The organism is Mesorhizobium sp. M7A.F.Ca.US.006.04.2.1, from assembly GCF_004022915.1.
Classification (GTDB): Bacteria; Pseudomonadota; Alphaproteobacteria; order Rhizobiales; family Rhizobiaceae; genus Mesorhizobium; species Mesorhizobium ciceri.
In genome coordinates this window covers 1-1,099 of the sequence record NZ_RZQA01001320.1, presented here as the reverse complement: position 1 = coordinate 1,099, position 1,099 = coordinate 1, and the positions used below count along the sequence as shown (strand labels likewise).

Genomic DNA, 1,099 nt, shown 5'->3' with positions numbered 1-1,099 from the left:
AACATGAACGGAGTCCACTGCCAGACATCAGAGATGATCAGCGAGACATAAAGCCATGGGCGCTCGGTCATCCAGCCGATCGTCACCTCCTGCCCCAACAGTTGCGTCAGGATGTAGTTGGTTGGCCCGAAAGGCCGCTGAAGCAGCAGCGTCCACGCTTGGCCGACTATCACCGGGCTGATGAAAAGCGGCACGATCAGGATCGACATGACGACACCGCGCCCCGGAAAGCTGCGCACCATGGTGAGCGCCACCAGAAGGCCCAGCACGAATTCGATGGCGACGCTGATGCTCGACAGGCAGGCCGTCAGCAAGAGCGACCACCGTGCCACGGGATCGAACACCACCCGCTCGAAGTTTTTCAAGCCGACAAAGGCGTGGCCCGGCACCTGGAAGTCGTAGTTGATGAAGGACACGACCAGTGAGAACAGCAGCGGATAGATCGACAGCGCCAGTATCAACAGCACCGCGGGCGCGACCAGAAGCCATTTGAAGTGGCGGTCCGCCCACTGTGCGAGGGTCGAAAGCCGAGGCGGGGCGCCGGTGGTCGTCATGCGACTGATCGTGGTGGTGTGCGGCATCGATTTATTCCAAAGATCGCCACGCGGTTGAGCCAGGGTGTTGCGAGCGAAGCGCCCGCAACACCGGTCTGGTGCTAGAAACCCGGCTCCCCTCCAGGCGAGTCTCAGAGGGTGACTGCCATGCCAAGCTTCTCCACTGTGTTGTCAGCGGTGGCGCCGGGCAGTTTCAGGAACTCGGTGTAGAATGCCTTTTGCGACTCCATCCCGAGCCGATCGGTCGTCTCGTTCCACTCGGCGGCCGCTGTTTCCAGCGATGCTTTCGGATCCGCACCAGCCCACACTGCGGTGCACATGCGGTCGATGCTCAAGAAATAGTCCTGCGCACCTGGCATGATCGGGTCGAGCAGGCCGACATTCGCCGAGTTGTTGAGGTTGGCCAGGTACTCCTTGGCGCTCGGGAACAGTGCTCCATAGAGCTCCGACTTGAAATGCGAAATGCGGTATGGGTCGCGCAGCGCATAGGGCAACATGCAGCGCGCCAGTGAGACGGGAGGCGAGCAGGCCCACTGCATGAACAG

At 61.1% G+C, this 1,099-nt stretch carries 1 protein-coding gene and 1 pseudogene; both read right to left on the bottom strand.

What is annotated here, in order from left to right; genetic code table 11:
- On the bottom strand, positions 1 to 581 hold a 581-nt coding region (locus EN925_RS36975; RefSeq protein ID WP_164894715.1), incomplete at its 3' end, for a sugar ABC transporter permease.
- Between the two features lie 104 nt (positions 582 to 685).
- Positions 686 to 1,099 (bottom strand): annotated as a pseudogene (locus EN925_RS36970) (ABC transporter substrate-binding protein); the annotation flags it as partial.